This window comes from Citrobacter sp. CK199 (assembly GCF_030333285.1).
Lineage (GTDB): Bacteria > Pseudomonadota > Gammaproteobacteria > Enterobacterales > Enterobacteriaceae > Citrobacter_B > Citrobacter_B koseri.
In genome coordinates, this window is record NZ_JAOWGF010000024.1 from 868049 (window position 1) to 888069 (window position 20021).

The 20021-nt window shown below is 55.0% G+C and carries 14 protein-coding genes; 11 read left to right on the top strand and 3 right to left on the bottom strand.

The annotated features are described in order from the left end of the window. Positions 1 to 16 precede the first annotated feature (16 nt). Positions 17 to 667, top strand: a complete 651-nt coding sequence (rcsB, locus tag OGX75_RS08180; protein ID WP_001061917.1) for a response regulator transcription factor RcsB — start codon at positions 17 to 19, stop codon at positions 665 to 667. A gap of 93 nt (positions 668 to 760) precedes the next feature. Here the strand turns inward: rcsB and rcsC are convergent, their stop codons facing one another. After that, positions 761 to 3607 (bottom strand): two-component system sensor histidine kinase RcsC, encoded by a 2847-nt coding sequence (rcsC, locus tag OGX75_RS08185; RefSeq protein WP_200073644.1) that lies wholly within the window; start codon positions 3605 to 3607, stop codon positions 761 to 763. 168 nt (positions 3608 to 3775) lie between these two features. Here rcsC and atoS point away from each other — a divergent pair, with 168 nt between their 5' ends. The 6 genes from atoS (at position 3776) to OGX75_RS08215 (ending at position 11028) form a co-directional block, all read left to right on the top strand. After that, positions 3776 to 5602 carry a two-component system sensor histidine kinase AtoS gene (gene atoS, locus OGX75_RS08190; RefSeq protein WP_114848241.1) on the top strand — a complete coding sequence of 609 codons (1827 nt, stop codon included), beginning with the start codon at positions 3776 to 3778 and terminating at the stop codon, positions 5600 to 5602. Continuing rightward, on the top strand, positions 5599 to 6984 hold the full coding sequence (gene atoC, locus OGX75_RS08195; protein ID WP_101744037.1) for an acetoacetate metabolism transcriptional regulator AtoC: 1386 nt from the start codon (positions 5599 to 5601) through the stop codon (positions 6982 to 6984). The genes atoS and atoC overlap by 4 nt, the downstream gene beginning before the upstream one ends. A 197-nt stretch (positions 6985 to 7181) precedes the next feature. Beyond that, positions 7182 to 7844 (top strand): acetate CoA-transferase subunit alpha, encoded by a 663-nt coding sequence (gene atoD / locus OGX75_RS08200; RefSeq protein ID WP_104868419.1) that lies wholly within the window; start codon positions 7182 to 7184, stop codon positions 7842 to 7844. Beyond that, positions 7844 to 8494 carry a 3-oxoacid CoA-transferase subunit B gene (locus tag OGX75_RS08205; RefSeq protein ID WP_286451196.1) on the top strand — a complete coding sequence of 217 codons (651 nt, stop codon included), beginning with the start codon at positions 7844 to 7846 and terminating at the stop codon, positions 8492 to 8494. Before atoD ends, OGX75_RS08205 begins: the two co-directional genes overlap by 1 nt. After that, the gene (locus tag OGX75_RS08210; RefSeq protein ID WP_058667735.1) at positions 8491 to 9813 is read left to right on the top strand and encodes a TIGR00366 family protein; all 1323 of its coding nucleotides are present in this window, start codon (positions 8491 to 8493) and stop codon (positions 9811 to 9813) included. The genes OGX75_RS08205 and OGX75_RS08210 overlap by 4 nt, the downstream gene beginning before the upstream one ends. Before the next feature lie 30 nt (positions 9814 to 9843). Continuing rightward, the gene (locus OGX75_RS08215) at positions 9844 to 11028 is read left to right on the top strand and encodes an acetyl-CoA C-acetyltransferase (RefSeq protein ID WP_286451195.1); all 1185 of its coding nucleotides are present in this window, start codon (positions 9844 to 9846) and stop codon (positions 11026 to 11028) included. A gap of 108 nt (positions 11029 to 11136) precedes the next feature. Here the strand turns inward: OGX75_RS08215 and gyrA are convergent, their stop codons facing one another. Further along, positions 11137 to 13773, bottom strand: a complete 2637-nt coding sequence (gene gyrA, locus OGX75_RS08220) for a DNA topoisomerase (ATP-hydrolyzing) subunit A (protein WP_047462381.1) — start codon at positions 13771 to 13773, stop codon at positions 11137 to 11139. Positions 13774 to 13932: 159 nt separating this feature from the next. On the opposite strand from gyrA, the gene ubiG reads away from it, so the two are divergent. The 4 genes from ubiG (at position 13933) to yfaE (ending at position 18874) form a co-directional block, all read left to right on the top strand. Then, positions 13933 to 14661: a bifunctional 2-polyprenyl-6-hydroxyphenol methylase/3-demethylubiquinol 3-O-methyltransferase UbiG gene (ubiG, locus tag OGX75_RS08225; protein WP_012131523.1), complete on the top strand. Its 729-nt coding sequence runs from the start codon at positions 13933 to 13935 to the stop codon at positions 14659 to 14661. Positions 14662 to 15101: 440 nt separating this feature from the next. Beyond that, positions 15102 to 17387, top strand: a complete 2286-nt coding sequence (nrdA, locus tag OGX75_RS08230; RefSeq protein ID WP_012131522.1) for a class 1a ribonucleoside-diphosphate reductase subunit alpha — start codon at positions 15102 to 15104, stop codon at positions 17385 to 17387. Between the two features lie 102 nt (positions 17388 to 17489). Continuing rightward, on the top strand, positions 17490 to 18620 hold the full coding sequence (gene nrdB, locus OGX75_RS08235; protein ID WP_012131521.1) for a class Ia ribonucleoside-diphosphate reductase subunit beta: 1131 nt from the start codon (positions 17490 to 17492) through the stop codon (positions 18618 to 18620). Beyond that, entirely contained in the window at positions 18620 to 18874 is a 255-nt protein-coding gene (gene yfaE, locus OGX75_RS08240; RefSeq protein ID WP_012131520.1) for a class I ribonucleotide reductase maintenance protein YfaE, read from the top strand. The genes nrdB and yfaE overlap by 1 nt, the downstream gene beginning before the upstream one ends. A 72-nt stretch (positions 18875 to 18946) precedes the next feature. Here the strand turns inward: yfaE and glpQ are convergent, their stop codons facing one another. Further along, on the bottom strand, positions 18947 to 20017 hold the full coding sequence (gene glpQ, locus OGX75_RS08245) for a glycerophosphodiester phosphodiesterase (RefSeq protein ID WP_012131519.1): 1071 nt from the start codon (positions 20015 to 20017) through the stop codon (positions 18947 to 18949). Positions 20018 to 20021 lie beyond the last annotated feature (4 nt).

Below are 20021 nucleotides of genomic sequence, written 5' to 3' on the forward strand. Positions count from 1 at the left end.
CAAGGTAGCCCAATACATGAACAATATGAACGTAATTATTGCCGATGACCATCCGATTGTACTGTTCGGTATTCGCAAATCACTTGAACAAATCGAGTGGGTGAATGTTGTCGGCGAGTTTGAAGATTCCACAGCACTGATCAACAACCTGCCTAAATTAGATGCGCATGTGTTGATTACTGACCTCTCCATGCCGGGAGATAAATACGGTGACGGGATTACCCTCATCAAATACATTAAACGTCATTTCCCGAGCCTGTCGATCATCGTTCTGACGATGAACAACAACCCGGCAATTCTGAGCGCGGTGCTGGATCTCGACATTGAGGGGATTGTGCTGAAACAAGGTGCGCCGACTGACTTGCCTAAAGCGCTGGCCGCGCTGCAAAAGGGCAAGAAGTTTACCCCGGAAAGCGTCTCCCGCCTGCTGGAAAAAATCAGCGCGGGCGGTTATGGCGACAAACGTCTGTCCCCGAAAGAGAGTGAAGTCCTGCGTCTGTTCGCAGAAGGTTTCCTGGTAACGGAAATCGCCAAGAAACTGAACCGCAGCATTAAGACCATCAGTAGCCAGAAAAAATCGGCGATGATGAAGCTGGGCGTCGAAAACGATATCGCGCTGCTGAATTACCTCTCTTCCGTCACGCTGAGCCCGGCGGACAAAGACTGATCAAACGTCAGGTGCCTGATGGCGTTGCGCTTATCAGGCCGACGTTGATGACCGCAGTAGGCCGGAGAAGGCGAAACCGCCATCCGGCCTTTTTTATGCCCGCGTCTTTCTCACCCGCTCCGCATACACCGCCAGCGTCTGCTTAAGCACATCTAACGTCACCGGCTTGGACAGGCAGCTATCCATACCGGACTCCAGACAACGCTGTTTCTCTTCCGCCAGCGCGTTAGCCGTGACGCCAACCACCGGCAACGTCAACCCTAGCTGGCGAATGCGCTGCGTCAGGCGGTAGCCGTCCATATTCGGCATGTTGACGTCGCTCAGCACGATATCAATATGGTTTTTACTCAGCACGTTCAACGCATCGACGCCGTCATTCGCGGTCTTGCATTGATACCCCAGCGATCCCAACTGATCGGCCAGCAAACGACGGTTGATCGGATGATCGTCCACCACGAGGATCATCATGTCGTCATTCGTCGCGTCGGTTTTATCCGGCGCAGGCAGCGCCGTTGCAAGCGCGTCGTTATCAAGCTCAATACTGTAAATCCGCGCCAGCAGCGCAGGCAATTCATGCGGCGACGCCACGCTGTGTACCCACTCGCCCGGCGCTCTTTCCTGCGGAATACCAATATGGCGGCGGCTGAAAACAACCGCCGCACGCCCCTGCCATGCCAGCTCCAGCACATCATCCGTAATCAGAATATCCTCCGGCGCCGGTTTTTGCCCTTCGTAACGAAGCACATCGACACCGCTTCGCGCCAGGCTGGACTCAATAAAATGACACAGCGACGCGTTGCGTACCGCCAGCCAGCAACGCGTTTGAGCCAGCCCTTCGACGCCTTTTTTCTGCGGGTACTGCGCGCCATAAAGTGGAATGCGTAACGTAAACTGGCTGCCCATCCCGGGTTCTGAATCGACGGAGATATCCCCATCCATCATGCTGATCAGTTTTTCACAAATCGCCAGCCCCAGGCCGGTTCCCTGGAAATTACGCTGCACGCCGGTTCCCACCTGGAAGAAAGGATCGAACAAACGCACAACCTCTTTCGCCGGAATCCCCACGCCGGTATCGCGTACCTGAATACTGAGATAATCGCCATCACACTGCACATGCAGCACAATACAACCGGTATCGGTAAATTTGATGGCGTTACTCAGCAGGTTAGAAATCACCTGTTGCAGACGCATCGGGTCGCCGTTCAGCGCAACCGGTACATCCGGTTCAATAAAGCAGTACAGGCCAAGCTGTTTTCTCACCACCAGCGGTAAATAGTTTGCCGTAATGTGGTTCATCACCTCACGCGGCGAGAACTCACGCGGTTCAATCTTCAACTGCTCGGATTCGATTTTTGAGAAGTCGAGAATATCGCTGATGATTTTCAGCAGCAGGCTGGAGGAGTTGTTCATCGCCGTAACCAGCCTGTCGACCCCCTTCGGCAGCGCTTTGGTTTGCAGCAGATCGAGGTTACCGATAATCCCGTACAGCGGCGTGCGCAGCTCGTGGCTCACGGTCGCAAGGAACATTGATTTGGACTGGCTCGCCTGCTCCGCCGCCTGCGCCATCTCCTGCAACGACTCTTCCATTTTGACGCGCGCGCTCACATCCACCAGCACGCAAATCGCCACGTTTTCATTACGATAGCGCGAATGGACAAAGCTGATTTGCAGATTGGTATTGTTGCTGGTCAACACATCGACGAAGTTAACCTGCTGACCACAGATAATTTGCGTCAGCCTTTGCCGGTCCTCATGGGTGAGCATATTGAGGTAGGTATGCGCCAGTTCATTACTGAGAATATTGACCCCGTCAATGGTACGCAGGATGCAAATCCCCACCGGCGCGGAAGCGACGATTTTCCGGTTAAACTGCTCATGCTCTTCCAGCCGCTGAGCATCGCTTTCCGCCGGAATAAAGATACGCCGTTCATACATGCGCGCCAGCGTGAACAAGGCGGCGCCCACCAGCACATTCAGCAGAATAGCATTCAGAATCAGCATTCGAATATGCTCCAGCACCAGATCGACCGGTACGGAGTAGACAATGCTGAGCGACGATGGCGGCAGGCTTTTCTTCAGAACCAGATCACGGAACCCTGGCGTGTAGCCAAACCAGGAGCGCTCCTGCATCCAGCGGGGTTCCGGCCTGATGTTGCTTTCCGGCCCGGTTAGCGAAATCAGCGGATGACCATTTTCATCGAGGATCGTCACCCCCATAGGCAAACTTCCCGGCGTGAAAAAGTTCTCCATCCGAATGGACTGCTCGACGCCCAGCAGCGCCTGCAAGCGGTTGGCCAGATAAACCGGCGTCAGGGCATAAAAATAGCCGATGCCGGGGCGCGGCCCCTGGCTAATCCAGAAAAGGTTATTCCCGCTCTCTTCCTGCGGGGCATTGCGGTACTTAACAATGCGCTCATGCAGCGTTTTCAGCGCATTATCACGTTCGACCGGCATATCGCGCAGGCCGAAATTCGCCATACAGAGATTGTCGCTGCCAATCAGGAAAACACGATTCAGATCGTAGGCCGCAGAAAAATTGTCGCGCCAGTAGCGCATAAACCAGGCCAGCGACTCCAGCGACCCGCGCCAGGCATTCCCCATCGCCGCACAGTCGGAGTCGGCAAACAGCGGCTCAAAATTGGGCACCACGGTTTTATCGTCGCGCGCCCGGCTGGACATCACGCCGTTTTCCGCCGTTAAGCGATTCTCGGCAATGTATTTGAGTTCTTTCATTACGTCAGACGTGCGCTGAATATAGCGCTGCGCCTGGTCGGAACTGAGATTGAATTCCTGACGGATTTCAGACTCTCTCTGATGCAGCGCATTGACGATGTAAAACACCGAAGCAAAAGCGATCAGCAGCCAGATCAGTAACGCCAACGCTCTGAACAGGTAGCGCGAAACTTTCAGGGTTGTACGAAAGGAAGCAAGGTATTTCAAAGGGGCGAAGCTCCGCCTCAGGCGATAAATAGAGTGTGGTTAAGGTAGCGGTAAATGCCCGGCGTCGCAATGCCCTCTCTTTGCGGGAATATGATATACCGCTGAGAAACCTGCGCCTCAACCCCCGATAATCGGCGTTTGCCTGATAAAGACCACACGGATGTCAGCATGCGCTACCTGAGACGGCTTTACCCGCGACGCTTACGCAATCAAATGATACTGATGGCTATCCTGATGGTCATCGTGCCGACGCTCTCTATTGGTTATATCGTAGAAACCGAAGGCCGATCAGCGGTCTTATCTGAAAAAGAGAAAAAATTATCGGCTGTCGTGCATCTGCTCGATGAAGCGCTGGGCGACAGCTTCAACCAGCATGAAAATCTGCCGCGCGATGAGCGTATCCGCGCGCTGAATGCGCAGTTATCACCGGTCACTGAGCGTATCACCCGCGCGTTTCCGGGAATTGGCGCGGGCTATTACAATAAGGCGCTGGACGCCATTATCACCTACGCCCCTTCGGCACTGTATCAGAACAACGTCGGGGTCACTATCGCTCCCGACCATCCTGGCCGGGAGGTCATGAGTACCAACGCCCCGGTGGTATTTTCAGGCCGGCAGGTGCGCGGCGATATCCTCAACTCAATGATTCCGATAGCGCGGCATGGCGAGGTCATTGGTTATATCTGGGCGAATGAGTTGACCGAAGATATTCGCCGACAGGCCTGGAAAATGGATGTTCGTATTATTGCCGTTCTGGCGGCGGGGCTTATCAGCAGCCTGTTACTGATCATTCTCTTCTCACGCCGCCTGAGCGCCAATATCGATATCATCACTGAAGGCTTGCCTACTCTTGCGCAGAAAACGCCGGCCCAGTTACCCGATCTCCCCGGTGAACTGGGGCAAATCAGCCGCAGCGTCAACGCTCTGGCGCAGACACTGCGGGAAACCAAGACGCTGAACGATCTGATTATTGAGAACGCCGCCGATGGGGTTATCGCGATCGACAGACAAGGTAATGTCACCACGATGAATCCTGCCGCAGAGACCATTACGGGTTATACGCTGCATGAACTGGCCGGACGCCCCTACTCAACGCTGTTCGCCGATCCTCATTTCTCCAGCCCTGTGCTTGACACTCTGGAGAACGGCACCGAACATCTGGCCCAGGAAGTCAGCTTCCCCGCGCGTGACCGGACAATTGAACTCAGCGTCACCACCAGTCGTATTCATAACGCTGACGGTGAGTTGATTGGCGCGCTGGTGATGTTTTCCGATTTAACCGCCCGTAAAGAGGCGCAGCGCCGTCTGGCGCAAACGGAGAGACTCGCCACGCTGGGTGAACTGATGGCAGGCGTGGCGCATGAAGTGCGCAACCCGCTCACCGCCATCCGGGGTTATGTGCAGATTATTCGCCAGCAAATCAATCTGCCTGTCCATCAGGAGTACCTGTCCGTCGTACTGAAAGAAATTGATTCTATTAATAAAGTCATCCAGCAACTGCTGGACTTCTCCCGACCGCGACAAAGTCAGTGGCAGCAGGTATCCATTAATACGCTGATCGAGGAGGCGTTGATCCTGGTGCAGACTTCCGGGGTGCAGGCGCGAATCAACTTCAATACGGAATTCAACGCCGCATTGCCCACGATCGTCGCCGATCGCGAACTGCTCAAACAGGTGCTCCTGAACATGCTTATCAACGCGGTGCAGGCGATAGGCGCGCGCGGCGAAATTCGTATCCGAACCTGGCGCTACACGACCACGCATCTGGCGATCGCCATTGAAGATAATGGCTGCGGTATTGACGTCGCTTTGCAGAAAAAAATCTTTGATCCGTTCTTCACCACCAAAGCGTCAGGAACCGGCCTCGGGCTGGCGTTAAGTCAGCGCATCATCAATGCGCATCAGGGCGACATATACGTTACCAGTATGCCCGGATGCGGCGCGACCTTTACCCTTATTTTACCGATTAACCCGCAGGAAACCTCGTCAGAATGAAAACTCGCTACCGTATTCTCATCGTTGATGACGAAGATAATGTTCGCCGTATGCTCGCCACCGCGTTTTCGCTGCAAGGGCATGAAACCCAGTGCGCCAGTAACGGTCAGACAGCGCTGCAACATTTTGCCGACACGCCGCCCGACGTGGTGCTGATGGACATCCGCATGCCAGAGATGAACGGCATTGAAGCGCTGAAAGTGATGCGCGCACAGCATCCACGGGTCCCCATTATTCTGATGACAGCCTACGCTGAAGTGGAAACCGCCGTAGAAGCACTGCGCAGCGGCGCATTTGATTATGTGATTAAACCGTTCGACCTCGATGAACTGAACTTATTGATTCAGCGGGCCTTGCAGCTCCAGGCCATGAAACAGGAGATCCGCAGCCTGCATCAGGCGCTGAGCACCAGCTGGCAATGGGGACATATCCTGACCAACAGTCCGGGGATGATGGATATCTGCAAAGATACCGCGAAAATCGCGCTTTCCCAGGCCAACGTGCTCATTAGCGGCGAAAGCGGCACAGGAAAAGAGTTGATCGCCCGCGCCATTCACTATAACTCACGCCGGGCAAACGGCCCCTTCATCAAGATTAACTGTGCGGCGCTGCCGGAATCACTGCTGGAAAGCGAACTGTTCGGCCACGAAAAAGGGGCGTTTACCGGCGCACAAACGCGACGTCAGGGGCTGTTTGAGCGCGCTCATCAGGGAACGCTGCTGCTGGACGAAATAGGCGAAATGCCACTGGTGTTACAGGCTAAGCTGCTGCGAATCCTCCAGGAGAGGGAGTTTGAACGCATTGGCGGGCATCAAACCATTCAGGTTGATATCCGCATTGTCGCCGCCACCAACCGGAATTTGCAGGAAATGGTGAAAGAAGGCACCTTCCGTGAAGATCTGTTTTATCGGCTAAATGTGATTCATCTGACACTTCCTCCTTTGCGTGAGCGGCGGGAAGATATCCCCCTGTTGGCCAACCACTTTTTGCAGAAATTCAGCTCAGAAAACCAGCGGGATATTATTGAAATCGACCCTTCCGCTATGTCACTTCTCACCGCCTGGCCGTGGCCTGGTAATATTCGCGAATTATCCAATGTGATTGAGCGCGCGGTGGTGATGAACACCGGGGCGGTGATTTTTGCCGAAGACCTCCCTACCCAGTTCCGCCAGTCGGTGAGTCACGCCAGCGGAATAAAGCCAGCCCAACCCGGTGAACGGAACCTGAAAGAAGAGATTAAACGTGAAGAACGCCGAATCATTATGGAGGTTCTGGAGCAGCAGGAGGGGAACCGCACGCGCACCGCGTTAATGCTGGGCATCAGCCGACGCGCGTTGATGTACAAATTGCAGGAGTACGGCATCGATCCGGCAGGCCTCTGATACCAGAAGTTGCTATGCAGAATTTTGCACAGTGCGCAAAATTCTGCATAGCGCCTCACGCCCTCTCGTCCCCTCACAGTAAAAATTAATTTTTATATTCATCAGGTTAACCCTTCTCTTTTCGGTTTATTAATCCTGGCATCCCGCTTGCTATTCCCTTTGCGTACCCAAAATGGAGTATGCAAAAGGGAAACATAATGAAAACAAAACTGATTACCTTACAGAACGCCTCAGGCTTCTTTCGTGACGGCATGACCATCATGGTCGGCGGTTTTATGGGGGTAGGCACCCCGCCCCGCCTTGTTGAAGCCTTACTTGAATCCGGTGTCAGGGACCTGACGTTGATCGCCAACGATACCGCATTTGTCGATACCGGCATCGGCCCGCTCATCGTGAATGGCCGGGTGCGCAAGGTCATCGCCTCCCATATCGGCACCAACCCGGAAACGGGTCGGCGGATGATTGCCAAAGAGATGGAGGTTCAGCTGGTTCCGCAAGGCACCCTGATTGAACAAATCCGCTGCGGCGGCGCCGGGCTGGGCGGTTTTCTGACCCCGACTGGCGTCGGCACCGTGGTTGAAGAGGGAAAGCAAACGCTTCAGCTCGATGGCAAAACCTGGCTGCTGGAGCGTCCACTGCGTGCAGATCTGGCGCTTATTCGCGCCCACTGCGCCGACCCGCTCGGCAACCTGACCTACCAGCTCAGTGCCCGTAATTTTAACCCCCTCATTGCTCTCGCCGCAGACATCACCCTGGTTGAGCCTGACGAACTGGTTGAAACAGGCGATCTACTGCCTGACCAGATTGTCACCCCTGGCGCCGTTATCGACCACATCGTTATTCCACAGGAGAGCAAATAATGGATGCTAAACAACGTATTGCGCGCCGCGTGGCGCAAGAGCTGCATGATGGCGACGTGGTTAACCTGGGAATTGGTTTGCCGACGATGGTCGCAAACTACCTGCAGGATGACATTCACATCACCCTGCAATCTGAGAACGGCTTTCTGGGACTGGGGCCGGTCACGACGGCCCACCCGGATCTGGTGAACGCTGGCGGTCAACCCTGCGGCATTTTGCCCGGCGCGGCAATGTTCGACAGCGCCATGTCGTTCGCATTGATTCGCGGGGGCCATGTTGACGCCTGCGTACTCGGCGGGCTACAGGTGGATGAGCAGGCAAACCTCGCCAACTGGGTGGTTCCCGGCAAAATGGTCCCCGGCATGGGGGGCGCAATGGATCTGGTCACCGGCGCGCGCAAAGTGATCATTGCAATGGAACATTGCGCGAAAGACGGCTCGGCGAAAATTCTGCGCCAGTGCACCATGCCGCTCACCGCCCAGCACGCGGTGCATATGCTGGTTACCGAACTGGCTGTATTTCGCTTTATCGACGGCAAGATGTGGCTGACAGAAATCGCCGAAGGGTGTGATTTGGAAACCCTGCGGGCAAAAACTGAAGCGCACTTTGAGGTTGCGGCCGATCTGGTCATTCAGAGAGGTGACGCATGATTGGGCGTATTTCACGCTTTATGACGCGGGTCGTCAGCCGCTGGCTTCCTGATCCGCTGATCTTCGCAATGCTGTTAACCCTGCTGACGTTCGGGATCGCTCTCTGGCTGACGCCGCAAACGCCGGTCAGTATGGTGAGGTTCTGGGGTGACGGCTTCTGGAACCTGCTGGCTTTCGGTATGCAAATGGCGCTGATTATCGTGACGGGCCACGCCCTGGCCAGTTCCGGTCCGGTTAAAAGCCTGCTGCGTACCGCCGCTTCAGCCGCTAAGACGCCCGCCCAGGGCGTCATGCTGGTGACCTTCTTTGGCTCGGTCGCCTGCGTGATCAACTGGGGCTTTGGTCTGGTGGTCGGCGCAATGTTTGCCCGTGAAGTGGCCCGTCGCGTGCCGGGTTCCGATTATCCGCTGCTTATCGCCTGCGCCTATATCGGTTTTCTCACCTGGGGCGGCGGCTTCTCTGGCTCTATGCCCCTGCTGGCCGCAACGCCAGGCAACCCGGTAGAACACATCGCGGGGTTGATTCCGGTTAGCGACACCCTGTTCACCGGGTTCAATATTTTCATCACGCTCGGCCTCATCGTGGTGATGCCGTTTATTACCCGAATGATGACGCCAAAACCCTCCGACGTGGTCAGCATCGATCCGAAGCTGCTGCTGGAAGAAGCCGATTTTCAGAAGAAATTGCCGGCTGACGCGCCACCGTCGGAAAAACTGGAAGAGAGCCGCATTCTCGCGCTGATCATTGGCGCATTAGGGATTGCCTATCTGGGGCTCTACTTCGCCGAGAAGGGATTCAACATCACCATCAATACCGTCAATCTGATGTTTATGATCGCCGGTCTGCTGCTGCACAAAACGCCAATGGCCTACATGCGCGCCATCAGCGCCGCAGCGCGCAGTACCGCCGGTATTCTGGTGCAGTTCCCCTTCTACGCCGGGATCCAACTGATGATGGAACACTCCGGCCTCGGTGGCCTTATCACTGAATTCTTCATCAACGTCGCCAACAAAGACACCTTCCCGGTAATGACCTTTTTCAGCTCTGCGCTGATTAACTTTGCCGTGCCATCAGGCGGCGGCCACTGGGTTATCCAGGGACCATTCGTCATGCCTGCGGCTCAGGCGCTGGGGGCAGACCTCGGCAAGTCAGTCATGGCAATCGCCTACGGTGAGCAGTGGATGAATATGGCGCAGCCATTCTGGGCGCTGCCCGCCCTGGCAATCGCCGGACTCGGGGTACGCGACATTATGGGCTACTGCATCACCGCCCTGCTCTTCTCCGGGATCATTTTTGTCATCGGTTTGACCTTTTTCTGACGGCAACCACGCACTTTTAAGGAACAGAAGATGAAAAACTGTGTCATCGTCAGCGCGGCGCGTACCGCAATCGGCAGTTTTAACGGCGCACTGGCAACCACCAGCGCCATCGACCTTGGCGCCACCGTAATTAAGGCGGCGCTTGAACGCGCGCAGCTCGACCCGCAACGGGTGGATGAAGTGATTATGGGCAATGTGCTACAGGCTGGTCTTGGGCAAAACCCGGCGCGTCAGGCACTGCTCAAAAGCGGCCTCGCAGAGACGGTCTGCGGCTTTACCGTTAACAAAGTATGCGGCTCCGGCCTCAAAAGCGTGGCGCTTGCCGCGCAGGCGATTCAGGCCGGACAGGCACAGGCGATTATCGCAGGCGGTATGGAAAATATGAGCCAGGCGCCGTATCTGCTGGATGCCAAAGCCCGCTGGGGCTATCGCCTTGGCGACGGACAGCTCTCCGATGTGATCCTGCGCGACGGTCTGATCTGCGCCACTCACGGCTACCATATGGGGATCACGGCAGAAAACGTCGCCCGGGAATACGGCATCAGCCGGGAGATGCAGGATGAGCTGGCGCTGCTCTCACAGCGCAAAGCCGTTGCCGCTATTGATTCCGGCGCATTCCAGGCCGAAATTGTGCCGGTTAGCGTCACATCCCGTAAGAAAACCGTGGTGTTTGAGCGCGACGAGTTTCCGAAAGCCGATTCAACGGCGGAAGGTCTTGCTGCATTACGCCCGGCCTTCGACAAGGCGGGTACGGTAACGGCAGGAAACGCCTCTGGGATCAATGACGGCGCGGCAGCGCTGGTAGTGATGGAAGAATCCGCAGCGCTGGCGGCGGGCCTGACCCCACTGGCTCGTATCAAAGCCTACGCCAGCGGCGGCGTCGCCCCGGCGTTAATGGGAATGGGGCCGGTTCCCGCCACGCAGAAGGCGCTGCAACTGAGCGGTTTAACACTTTCGGATATCGATCTGATCGAAGCCAACGAGGCGTTTGCCGCACAGTTCCTTGCCGTGGGTAAGACGCTCGGTTTTGATCCGCAGAAGGTGAACGTCAACGGTGGGGCTATCGCCCTGGGACATCCCATCGGCGCCAGCGGCGCGCGTATTCTGGTGACGCTGCTGCACGCCCTCTCTGCGCACGATAAAACGCTCGGGCTGGCCACGCTCTGCATCGGCGGCGGTCAGGGTATTGCGATGATAGTGGAAAGGATGAATTAAGGACTTGCGCCTTTGCCGGGTGGCGGCCTGATAAGGCGTTTACGCCGCCATCCGGCAAAAAAAAGGAGGCGCAATGGCCTCCTTTCACACACAATTCACAACGCCGAATTACTCGTCAGCGTCATCCGCTGCGTCGTCATCGATTTCCGCTTCCGGGGCGATATCCTCGTCCCCTTCCGCTACGCTGCCGTCGATGGAGTCGAGTTCCTCGTCATCCACCGGCTCAGCAACACGTTGCAGACCCACCACGTTTTCATCTTCCGCCGTGCGGATGAGGATTACGCCCTGGGTGTTACGGCCAACGACGCTGATTTCCGATACGCGGGTACGAACCAGCGTACCGGCATCGGTGATCATCATGATCTGGTCGGCATCATCCACCTGTACCGCGCCAACAACGGAACCGTTGCGCTCGGTGACTTTAATGGAGATAACGCCCTGCGTGCCACGAGACTTGGTTGGGTATTCGCCTTCCGCCGTACGTTTACCGTAACCATTCTGCGTCACGGTCAGGATAGCGCCTTCACCACGCGGAATAATCAGGGAAACGACGCTGTCTTCGCCCGCCAGTTTGATGCCACGTACGCCGGTCGCGGTACGACCCATCGCACGAACGGCATCTTCTTTGAAGCGCACCACTTTACCGGCAGCGGAGAACAGCATGACTTCGTCGGAACCGGAGGTCAGATCCACGCCGATCAGCTCGTCGCCTTCGTTCAGGTTCACCGCGATGATACCGGCGGAACGCGGACGGCTGAACTCGGTCAGCGCCGTTTTCTTCACCGTACCGCTGGCGGTTGCCATAAAGACGTTAACGCCCTCTTCGTACTCGCGTACCGGCAGAATGGCGGTGATACGTTCATCGGCTTCCAGCGGCAGCAGGTTGACGATCGGACGGCCACGCGCGCCACGGCTCGCTTCCGGCAGCTGATAGACCTTCATCCAGTACAGACGGCCACGGCTGGAGAAGCAGAGAATCGTGTCGTGGGTGTTAGCCACCAGCAGACGGTCGATAAAGTCTTCTTCTTTTATACGCGCGGCAGATTTACCTTTCCCGCCACGACGTTGCGCTTCGTAATCGGTCAGCGGCTGATATTTGACGTAACCCTGGTGAGACAGCGTTACAACCACATCTTCCTGGCTGATCAGATCTTCGATATTAATATCGGCGCTGTTAGCGGTGATTTCAGTGCGACGCTCATCGCCAAACTGATCGCGGATCAGTTCCATCTCTTCGCGAATCACTTCCATCAGACGATCGGCGCTGCCCAGAATGTGCAGCAGTTCTGCGATCTGTTCCAGCAGCTCTTTGTACTCGTCGAGCAGTTTTTCATGCTCAAGGCCGGTCAGTTTCTGCAAGCGCAGATCCAGAATCGCCTGTGCCTGTTGTTCAGTCAGGTAATACTGACCATCACGCACGCCAAATTCCGGCTCCAGCCACTCAGGACGGGCAGCATCATCACCGGCGCGTTCCAGCATAGACGCCACGTTGCCCAGATCCCATGAACGGGAGATTAACGCCGCTTTTGCCTCTGCCGGCGTTGGCGCACGGCGGATCATCTCGATGATCGGATCGATGTTCGCCAGCGCAATCGCCAGCGCTTCAAGGATATGCGCGCGATCGCGGGCTTTACGCAGTTCGAAAATAGTACGGCGTGTCACCACTTCGCGACGGTGACGCACGAACGCGGAAATGATCTCTTTCAGGTTCATGATCTTCGGCTGGCCGTGGTGCAGCGCAACCATGTTGATACCGAAAGAAACCTGCAACTGGGTCTGGGAATAAAGGTTGTTAAGCACCACTTCCCCGACGGCATCGCGTTTCACTTCAATCACGATGCGCATCCCGTCTTTATCAGACTCGTCGCGCAGCGCGCTGATGCCTTCAACGCGTTTGTCTTTCACCAGTTCAGCGATTTTCTCGATCAGGCGCGCTTTGTTCACCTGGTACGGAATTTCATGAACGATGATGGTTTCGCGGCCGGTTTTCGCGTCAGCTTCCACTTCCGCGCGAGCGCGAATGTACACTTTTCCGCGACCGGTACGATAGGCTTCTTCAATACCGCGACGACCGTTGATGATCGCGGCGGTCGGGAAGTCCGGGCCAGGAATGTGTTCCATCAGCCCTTCAATGCTGATGTCTTCATCATCGATATATGCCAGGCAACCGTTGATCACTTCCTTCAGGTTGTGCGGCGGGATGTTGGTGGCCATACCTACCGCGATACCGGACGAGCCGTTTACCAGCAGGTTAGGAATTTTGGTCGGCATGACGTCAGGAATTTTTTCCGTGCCGTCATAGTTGTCAACGAAATCCACCGTCTCTTTTTCGAGATCGGCCATCAGTTCATGGGCAATCTTCGCCAGACGGATTTCCGTATAACGCATTGCCGCGGCAGAGTCGCCGTCGATAGAACCAAAGTTGCCCTGACCATCCACCAGCATGTAACGCAGCGAGAAAGGCTGCGCCATACGGACGATAGTGTCGTACACCGCGGAATCACCATGAGGATGGTATTTACCGATTACGTCACCAACAACACGGGCAGATTTTTTATAGGCTTTATTCCAGTCATTGCCCAATACGTTCATGGCGTATAGTACGCGACGGTGTACCGGCTTCAGGCCATCTCGGACATCCGGCAGCGCACGGCCAACAATGACCGACATCGCATAATCCAGATAAGAACTCTTCAGCTCTTCCTCAATGTTGACCGGTGTAATTTCTCTCGCAAGGTCGCTCATCTAACCGCTATCCCTCTACTGTATCCCGGATTCAAAGGTCGCAAATTATAACACAATCGCAATGAGACAGGTAAATGGAATGGTCTTCTACGGAGGCTTTATTCATCCCGTCGTGCTGATATACTCAGGCGACTTGCCAAATAAGGAGTAAAAGCGCCAATGAATGCCGAAAAACCCCCGGTGACGCATAACGTTGATCACGAAGAAATCGCCAAATTTGAAGCTGTCGCGTCACGCTGGTGGGATCTTGAGGGTGAATTTAAGCCTCTGCACCGCATTAACCCGCTACGCCTGGGCTACATTGCCGAGCGTTCCGGCGGTCTGTTCGGCAAAAAGGTGCTCGACGTTGGCTGCGGCGGCGGCATTCTGGCTGAGAGCATGGCGCGTGAAGGTGCGACGGTAACGGGCCTGGATATGGGCTTTGAGCCTTTGCAGGTCGCGAAACTGCACGCGCTGGAAAGCGGTATTCAGGTTGATTATGTGCAGGAGACGGTTGAAGAGCACGCGGCGAAACATGCGCACCAGTACGACGTCGTGACCTGTATGGAGATGCTGGAGCACGTACCGGACCCGCAATCGGTCGTCAGGGCCTGTGCGCAATTAGTTAAACCGGGCGGTGAAGTCTTTTTCTCGACTCTTAATCGCAACGGCAAGTCGTGGCTGATGGCGGTGGTAGGAGCGGAGTATATTTTACGCATGGTGCCGAAAGGCACGCACGATGTGAAAAAATTTATTAAGCCTGCGGAGTTGCTGAACTGGGTCGATCAGACCGTGTTGAAAGAGCGTCACATGACCGGGCTGCACTACAATCCGATTACCAACACCTTCAAGCTCGGGCCGGGCGTTGATGTTAACTATATGGTTCACACTACCGCACAAGTTGACTAACTGCGTCTGTAGGCCGGATAAGGCGTTTATGCCGCCATCCGGCAATTTTGCCCGGGGCGCTGCGCTTGCCGGGCCTACGCATCGCCTACCAATCCTGAGTAGGATCGTCAGGGCAATTTTTGCGCCAGATCATAGGAACTTTTCCTGCCTTAGATGAAGAAATCAGCACTCGATCAAATTTTCATTTTTTTTTATGAATTATTGACATGCCCTCCAGGCCTTATAAGACGCGCACTTAGCGATTATCACCCTTTTGCAACCTCAATTTAACCTCAAAATCAACTCTTGTACTGAAAAGAATCCCTACTAGAATACTCACCATATAGCGTTTCATTTATCAGTTACCCCCTATATATAGTATTTATCCACAGACTTAGTCACAACGTGGCATTGTGGATAAACGGGGGATATTTTTTCTTTCACGGACAGGTAAAACCCACATGAATCAGAGTCTGCTGGTGACAAAGCGTGATGGTCGTACTGAACGCATCAATCTCGACAAAATCCATCGAGTTCTGGATTGGGCGGCAGAAGGACTGAATAACGTATCCATCTCCCAGGTTGAACTGCGTTCTCATATCCAGTTCTACGACGGCATCAAGACGTCCGATATCCATGAGACCATCATTAAGGCCGCTGCCGACCTGATCTCCCGCGATGCGCCGGATTATCAGTACCTGGCCGCGCGCCTGGCGATTTTCCACCTGCGTAAAAAGGCTTACGGCGAGTTCGAACCGCCAGCGCTTTACGATCATGTGGTGAAAATGGTTGAGCTGGGTAAATACGACAATCATCTGCTGGAAGACTACACGGAAGAAGAGTTCAAGCAGATGGATTCGTTCATCGTACACGACCGTGATATGACCTTCTCCTACGCTGCCGTTAAGCAACTGGAAGGTAAATACCTGGTACAGAACCGTGTAACCGGCGAGATTTATGAAAGCGCGCAGTTCCTTTATATTCTGGTTGCCGCTTGCCTGTTCTCTAACTATCCGCGTGAAACCCGTCTCGACTACGTGAAACGTTTCTACGATGCGGTTTCTACATTCAAAATTTCTCTGCCGACGCCAATCATGTCCGGCGTGCGCACCCCGACTCGTCAGTTCAGCTCCTGCGTGCTGATCGAGTGCGGCGACAGCCTGGACTCCATTAACGCCACCTCCAGCGCGATCGTGAAATATGTTTCTCAGCGTGCCGGTATCGGCATCAACGCCGGTCGTATTCGCGCGCTGGGTAGCCCGATTCGCGGCGGCGAAGCGTTCCACACCGGCTGTATTCCGTTCTACAAACACTTCCAGACGGCGGTGAAATCCTGCTCTCAGGGCGGCGTGCGCGGCGGTGCGGCGACGCTGTTCTACCCGATGTGGCATCTGGAAGTGGAAAGCCTGCTGGTACTGAAGAACAACCGCGGCGTGGAAGGCAACCGCGTGCGTCACATGGACTACGGCGTACAGATCAACAAGCTGATGTACACCCGCCTGCTGAAAGGTGAAGACATCACCCTGTTCAGCCCGTCCGACGTTCCGGGTCTGTACGACGCTTTCTTCGCCGATCAGGACGAGTTCGAGCGTCTGTACACCAAATACGAAAAAGACGACAGCATTCGTAAGCAGCGCGTGAAAGCCGTGGATCTGTTCTCGCTGATGATGCAGGAACGCGCATCAACTGGCCGTATCTACATTCAGAACGTGGATCACTGCAACACCCACAGCCCGTTTGATGCGCAGGTTGCGCCGGTACGCCAGTCCAACCTGTGCCTGGAAATCGCCCTGCCGACCAAACCGCTGATGGACGTTAACGACGAAAACGGTGAAATCGCACTGTGTACGCTTTCCGCCTTCAACCTGGGCGCAATTAACAGCCTGGATGAGCTGGAAGAGCTGGCGGTGCTGGCGGTACGCGCGCTGGATGCGCTGCTGGATTACCAGGATTACCCTATTCCGGCGGCTAAACGCGGCGCAATGGGCCGCCGTACGCTGGGTATCGGCGTGATTAACTACGCTTACTATCTGGCGAAACACGGCGTGCGTTACTCTGACGGCAGCGCGAACAACCTGACGCACAAAACGTTTGAAGCCATTCAGTACTATCTGCTGAAGGCCTCTAACGAGCTGGCGAAAGAGCAAGGCGCATGCCCGTGGTTTAATGAAACCACTTACGCTCAGGGAATTCTGCCGATCGACACCTACAAAAAAGATCTGGATGCGATCGCCAACGAAGCGCTGCACTACAACTGGGAAGCGCTTCGTGAGTCCATCAAAACGCACGGTCTGCGTAACTCCACGCTTTCCGCCCTGATGCCGTCTGAGACCTCTTCGCAGATCTCCAACGCCACTAACGGTATTGAACCGCCGCGCGGCCATGTCAGCATCAAAGCGTCGAAAGATGGCGTACTGCGCCAGGTGGTGCCGGATTACGAAGGGCTGAAAGACCGCTATGAGCTGCTGTGGGAAATGCCGAGCAACGACGGCTACCTGCAACTGGTCGGTATCATGCAGAAATTCATCGACCAGGCGATTTCAGCCAACACCAACTACGATCCGACGCGCTTCCCGTCTGGTAAAGTACCGATGCAGCAATTGCTGAAAGATCTGCTCACCGCCTATAAATTTGGCGTGAAAACCCTGTACTATCACAACACCCGTGACGGTGCGGAAGATGCGCAGGACGATCTGGTGCCGTCTATTCAGGACGATGGCTGCGAAAGCGGCGCATGTAAGATCTAAGTTATTTTTGCCGGGTAGCGCTACGCTTACCCGGCCTACGGTTTTGTAGGCCCGGCAAACGAAGTACCGCCGGGCGATACAATCTCAACAGGACTCACTTCAATGGCATACACCACTTTTTCACAGACGAAAAACGACCAACTCAAAGAGCCGATGTTCTTTGGCCAGCCGGTCAACGTGGCACGCTACGACCAGCAAAAATATGACATCTTCGAAAAACTGATCGAAAAACAACTCTCCTTCTTCTGGCGCCCGGAAGAAGTTGACGTTTCACGCGATCGTATCGATTTCCAGTCATTGCCGGAACACGAAAAACATATTTTCATCAGCAACCTGAAGTACCAGACGCTACTGGACTCCATTCAGGGGCGTAGCCCGAACGTGGCATTACTGCCGCTGATCTCCATCCCGGAGCTGGAAACCTGGGTAGAAACCTGGGCGTTTTCTGAGACGATCCACTCGCGCTCGTATACCCATATCATCCGCAACATCGTTAACGATCCGGCGGTGGTATTTGACGACATCGTCACCAACGAACAAATTCAGAAGCGCGCGGAAGGCATTTCTCACTACTACGATGAGCTGATTGAAATGACCAGCTACTGGCATCTGCTGGGGGAAGGTACGCACAACGTGAACGGCAAAACCGTCACCGTGAACCTGCGTGCGCTGAAAAAACAGCTCTACCTGTGCCTGATGAGCGTTAACGCGCTGGAAGCGATTCGTTTCTACGTCAGCTTCGCCTGCTCCTTCGCTTTCGCGGAACGTAAGCTGATGGAAGGTAACGCCAAAATCATCCGCCTGATTGCCCGCGACGAAGCGCTGCACCTGACCGGCACTCAGCATATGCTGAACCTGCTGCGTAGCGGCATAGACGATCCAGAAATGGCGGAAATCGCCGAAGAGAGCAAGCAGGCGTGCTATGACCTGTTTGTACAGGCCGCGCAGCAAGAAAAAGAGTGGGCGGATTACCTGTTCCGCGACGGTTCCATGATCGGCCTGAACAAAGATATCCTGTGCCAGTACGTCGAGTACATCACCAATATCCGTATGCAGGCGGTCGGCCTGGAGCTGCCGTTCCAGACGCGCTCCAACCCGATCCCGTGGATCAACACCTGGCTGGTTTCCGATAACGTCCAGGTGGCGCCGCAGGAAGTGGAAGTCAGTTCTTACCTGGTCGGCCAGATTGACTCGGAAGTTGATACCGACGATCTGAGTAACTTCCAGCTCTGATGGGACGCGTGACGCTACGTCTTTCCGGCACCGAAGTGCTGTGTCGGGAAGAACACCCTTCTCTGCTGGTGGCGCTTGAGGCGCATCAGGTTGAAGTGGAGTACCAGTGTCGTGCGGGCTATTGCGGCTCCTGCCGCTGCCGTCTGGTCGCAGGCCAGGTTGACTGGCTGACCGAACCGCTGGCTTTTATCAGCGAAGGGGAAATTTTGCCCTGCTGTTGCAGGGCAAAAGGCGATATTGAGATAGAGATGTAGCCTTGTCGGGTGGCGCTTACGCTTACCCGACCAGTTCACAGGCCGGGTAAGGCGAAGACGCCACCCGGCTTTTTAGTGCTTATCCTTCAAAAACACCACCGCTTTATCCGGGAAATCGGTGAACAATCCATCCACACCCGCCTTGTTATACAGGATGTCATAAAGCTGATTAACATCCGTGGCGTAGTCAGGAAGCTGATCGGCGCGTACGGTGTAAGGGTGTACCACCATCTTGTTCTGCTGCGCCTCTTTCACCATGCCGGTCAGCGTGATATGCCCGACCTTCGATTTTTCATCAATCAGCATATGGTAGTCCGGGCCGATCCCGTCAGCATAGCTGGCGATTTCTTTCATCGCGCCAGGCTTGAACATCCAGTCGTAGTTATAGTTAACCCAACTGCCGTCCGGCTGTTTTTGCTGAGTTTCATTCCAGTCAGTATACGCAATCAACTGCACCAGATTGAGATCCATCCCCCTCTTCGGTTCCAGCTCATTCTTAATGCGCTTCAGCTCCGCGGCATCGAAACACTGCAAATAAACGTTATCTTTTTTACCGGTATAACCATACTTTTTCAGCACATCCAGCGTCTTAGCCGCAATATCCTTCCCTTCCTGATGATGGAACCACGGCGCTTTGATTTCTGGATAAATACCGATATTTTTTCCGGTTGAATGATTCAGCCCCTGAACAAACTCAATCTCTTCCTCAAAGGTATGCACGCGGAAATCTGATTTTCCCATCGGGAAACGGCCAGGGTAAGTCTGTACTTTCTTGCCGTTCTCAATATCAAAACCTTCGGTGAACTTCAGGGATTTAATTTCATCCAGTGTGAAATCAATGGCGTAGTAACGCCCGTCCTTGCGGGCGCGATTCGGAAAACGTTCGGCAACGTCGGTAACCCGGTCAAGGTAGTGGTCATGCAGGACGACCAGATGGTCGTCCTTCGTCATCACCAAATCCTGCTCCAGATAATCGGCGCCCTGCGCATACGCCATCGCTTTCGCTGGCAGTGTGTGCTCCGGCAGATAGCCGCTGGCGCCACGGTGCGCAATCACGATTTTATCCGCAGCGATTGCCGCGCTGCTCACGACCATACCCGCCAGCATCAATGCCACGCTGAGATTTTTCAGTGTCGTCTTCATTCAC

Bases quoted from the DNA above. Each gene is read 5' to 3' on its own strand.
- OGX75_RS08210 (WP_058667735.1), top strand. From the start codon at position 8,491: ATGATTGGGCGTATTTCACGCTTTATGACGCGGGTCGTCAGCCGCTGG.
- OGX75_RS08215 (WP_286451195.1), top strand. From the start codon at position 9,844: ATGAAAAACTGTGTCATCGTCAGCGCGGCGCGTACCGCAATCGGCAGT.
- rcsB (WP_001061917.1), top strand. From the start codon at position 17: ATGAACAATATGAACGTAATTATTGCCGATGACCATCCGATTGTACTG.
- OGX75_RS08205 (WP_286451196.1), top strand. From the start codon at position 7,844: ATGGATGCTAAACAACGTATTGCGCGCCGCGTGGCGCAAGAGCTGCAT.
- glpQ (WP_012131519.1), bottom strand. From the start codon at position 20,017: ATGAAGACGACACTGAAAAATCTCAGCGTGGCATTGATGCTGGCGGGT.
- nrdA (WP_012131522.1), top strand. From the start codon at position 15,102: ATGAATCAGAGTCTGCTGGTGACAAAGCGTGATGGTCGTACTGAACGC.
- yfaE (WP_012131520.1), top strand. From the start codon at position 18,620: ATGGGACGCGTGACGCTACGTCTTTCCGGCACCGAAGTGCTGTGTCGG.
- atoD (WP_104868419.1), top strand. From the start codon at position 7,182: ATGAAAACAAAACTGATTACCTTACAGAACGCCTCAGGCTTCTTTCGT.
- atoS (WP_114848241.1), top strand. From the start codon at position 3,776: ATGCGCTACCTGAGACGGCTTTACCCGCGACGCTTACGCAATCAAATG.
- atoC (WP_101744037.1), top strand. From the start codon at position 5,599: ATGAAAACTCGCTACCGTATTCTCATCGTTGATGACGAAGATAATGTT.
- gyrA (WP_047462381.1), bottom strand. From the start codon at position 13,773: ATGAGCGACCTTGCGAGAGAAATTACACCGGTCAACATTGAGGAAGAG.
- nrdB (WP_012131521.1), top strand. From the start codon at position 17,490: ATGGCATACACCACTTTTTCACAGACGAAAAACGACCAACTCAAAGAG.
- ubiG (WP_012131523.1), top strand. From the start codon at position 13,933: ATGAATGCCGAAAAACCCCCGGTGACGCATAACGTTGATCACGAAGAA.